Annotated in this window: 3 protein-coding genes and 1 tRNA gene; all 4 read right to left on the bottom strand. The window is 34.9% G+C overall.

Annotated elements, in window-relative coordinates; translation table 11 throughout:
• Nucleotides 1–26: 26 nt before the first annotated feature.
• Nucleotides 27–1130: an AI-2E family transporter gene (locus TY15_RS22675; RefSeq protein ID WP_040209683.1), complete on the bottom strand. Its 1104-nt coding sequence runs from the start codon at nt 1128–1130 to the stop codon at nt 27–29.
• Nucleotides 1131–1252: 122 nt separating this feature from the next.
• Nucleotides 1253–1342 (bottom strand) — tRNA-Sec (locus tag TY15_RS24560).
• A 279-nt stretch (nt 1343–1621) separates the two neighbouring features.
• On the bottom strand, nt 1622–2017 hold the full coding sequence (locus TY15_RS22665) for a hypothetical protein (protein WP_040209685.1): 396 nt from the start codon (nt 2015–2017) through the stop codon (nt 1622–1624).
• Between the two features lie 354 nt (nt 2018–2371).
• Nucleotides 2372–3348, bottom strand: a 977-nt coding sequence (locus tag TY15_RS24810) for a hypothetical protein (protein ID WP_042375685.1), incomplete at its 5' end; no start/stop codon positions are given.

The following is a 3348-nucleotide window of genomic DNA, read 5'->3' as shown; positions in this document are numbered from 1 at the left end:
CAAGCCTGTTATGGCTTGTCTCCATTTTATGCATCCTCAATTTGAATATTTGCCCTTCTTCTTGCTTTTAAAAATCGGACTAAGTTCAAAACAATTACTTTTGAAACGGCATAGGTTGGAACAGCTAAAACCATCCCCAGTACCCCTGCCAGATTGCCTGCCGCTAATAAAATAATGATGATAGTAGCCGGATGTGTGTCCAATGATTTACCTAAGATCATCGGTGACAGGAAGTTCCCTTCTATTTGCTGGGCGACTAGGATCACGACGATTACCAATAAAGCTTTCGTCGGTGAATCGAAGAAGGCGACAAGTACAGCGGGCGTACCGCCAATGATAGGGCCTACATATGGAATAATGTTAGTAAAGGCTACAATAAGCGCCATGATTAACGCATAAGGCAAGTCAATGATTAAATATCCAATAAACGCTAAGATTCCGACTGCAAGGGCGACCATCACCTGTCCCTGGATATAAGCAGAGAGTGTTTCCCCTGTTTCTTTCAAAATCTTCAGGCCCTCTTCTCTGTAATCGGACGGGAAAAATTTTGAAACGGCTTTTGGAAATTTGTGACCATCTTTAAACATGTAAAATAATAAAAATGGTACAGTGACGAGAATGATAGCAATATTAGTAACCATGCCGAAAAATCCCTTAAGTCCGTTCGTCAATGTGGTTGGCAGCGTATTTGCATACTCTATTAACCGTTGTTGCACCGTATCAATAAATTCACTCTGTTCATCCCGAAAACTTTTAAACTCTGATGACTTGACCAGATTATTAAAAAATTCAGTAGTGTCATGAGCAAAGACTGGTAAATTATTAGCAAGATCAGTTGCCTGTTTCGTCACAGCTGGAACGAAACTGCCAATGGCCAGAACAAGAAGGCCAGCAAACCCAACATATATGACAAGGATGGCAGCGATCCGAGGAAGCTTTTTACGAACAAGAAAATTCACTACAGGATTTAAAAGGAAATAGAGGAAACCTGTTATCAGGATTGGAAAGAAAACGGTTGAGAAAAAGACTCCTATAGGCTTAAACATAAAGGTGATTTTTGTTGAAACGAAAATGATCGATGTAATGAGCAAAATTTGAATGAGCCAGAATTGTATTTTAGATTTTGACACGGTATGTACCTCTTACCTCAAGTATTTGGATAAAAGTATATCAGAGTCATGGGATAATAAACAGGTTTTCTATGGGATTTTCACAAATTAATTGTACTCAAAACTTAGTGGATTTATAACAATGGCGGGACTGCGTGGGAATCGAACCCACCAGACCACACACGGTGGTCTCAAGCAGTTTTGAAGACTGTGGAGGTAAATCATGCAGCTGCACAAGTATCAAAATACCGTCATAGCTACGCTAAACTCCAATCCCAAACGGATTTATCAAGTTATCCTGCTCAGTTTTTCGTACTCGCTAACAGTTTTATTATAGTTGCATGTTCTATAGTCTGCAAGACTAAGATTGTTAATTCTTCGAGATATCCTTTCTTAAAAGAATACTCAATAAACGACGGGTATTTCATCACATATGTTAGGAAAATTGAAAAATAACCATCAATAAATAATGTGTCCTTATTGATTCCAATAATGTTTATTTCATTTACCATTCATTCAATTATCTTATTCACCTTTCCGAAATCATTTGCATTGCCAACAGTTCTACGAAAATTTCCAACAGATATATGTTTTAAATGCTTAATCTTTCCTGTTGTGATAATGTCGAGCCTATTTCTATTTAGTTTGTTAATTATGTATTCGTTAAAGAGTTGATTAACGTTGATATTAAGCCATTCCTTATGGTTATAATATAGAGTGTCAATTAAATTTCCGAAAGCCCCCCGTTGTCTCCTGATTTCTATAAAGAATCCCCATTTTATTTTAGTCTTAAAAGGAGTAACAAAGAGAGTTTTTCCCGCTACAAAATAGCCGTTTGACAATTCATTGCCCCTCATTACCCCAATACATAATTCCCTACCTAATCTATCTACCTGACAATCATACACCCTTACCCTCCCCTTTCTCCACATACAATGCATTAATCACCATAAATTATTACAAAGTAAGCACAATAGATTTATCCATATACTTCCATCGGAAACATCAAATGGTTACTAAAAATTCATATAAAATCAAAAAACATAGATGCACGATGAAGAACTGTATTATTCAAACCAACAAGTTGCTCCACTATTAATACAGTAAAAAAAGGACGGTAATTTACACCGACCAATTCATTGGAATCTAAAAAAATATCAAATATCATTTTCGTCTTAAGCCGATTTTTTACGATGTAGGTTTAGCCTTTTATTATTCCAAATTAACACCAATTGAAAGAAACGTTACAAGTATAAGAAGATTTATTCAATAAGTTTTTGAAGTTGAGATATTAATTCTTCGTTCAGCTTAATTCTCCCTGATTCGGACATATATTGCATGAAATACTCATGTTCTTCGTTCAGGTTAAAGGAAAATATATTTATGGGAATCCAAGTAAATCCTTCCTCTTTTTCAGATATATCAACAGGAATATGACAAAACCTATGAGTTATAACTATTTCTTTTTGTGCAATTACCATTGCAATCCATTCTTTTATATGAGGAGAAATACCATAAACATTTTCACTTACTGAAGGAGATTCCCCTAGTACTGACGGTTCCCTTTTAACGAATATACTTAGACCATTACCTTCACTATCGAATATTGGCTTTAAAGTAACAGCTTCCTTCCACCATTTAATATCTGGTGAAAAGTTTCTAAAGGGGGAAAGTTGATTTATAATGATGTGGGGTCTTTCAAAATCATCAGAAACAGTAAAAAAATCAGTTTCAAAGGAAATGATTCCACCTGTTGAAAGAAAATTGGCATCAGCTTGCATAGCGGCTCGGTATTTTAAATGAGTCAGTTCTCGATGGAAAGATATAAGTTTATCAACTTCAAATAAATACTGTTTAATAGTCATTGTCTGTACAAGATTACCTTTATTATATATTTTAACCTCATCATTCATTCTATCTATATACCTACCTGGATGTGCAATGGAATTTCTAATCCTACTGTTATAAGTTTCTTTAATTAACTTGTGCAGCTTAGTGTGCCTAACATTTTTTATTGTTTCACTTAATAGCTTAACTCCAAAAAGTTCTTCGCTGATACAGTCCTCATCTATTTGTTGACCTCTTAAAATTAAACCTAAATTTGCTACAAACCTATGGTCACTTACCAAATCGAATACATCTTTATATATATTTGCAATACTGGTTAAATTATTATGGACGATTTCTTTTTCTGAATGTATATAGTCCTTATCCACTTTAATTAAAGGGTGGGGATAAT

This window comes from Neobacillus jeddahensis (assembly GCF_000612625.1).
GTDB classification, from domain to species: Bacteria; Bacillota; Bacilli; order Bacillales; family Cytobacillaceae; genus Neobacillus; species Neobacillus jeddahensis.
Note: the sequence above shows the minus strand (reverse complement) of the source record. Positions and strands in the feature narration are given on the sequence as shown.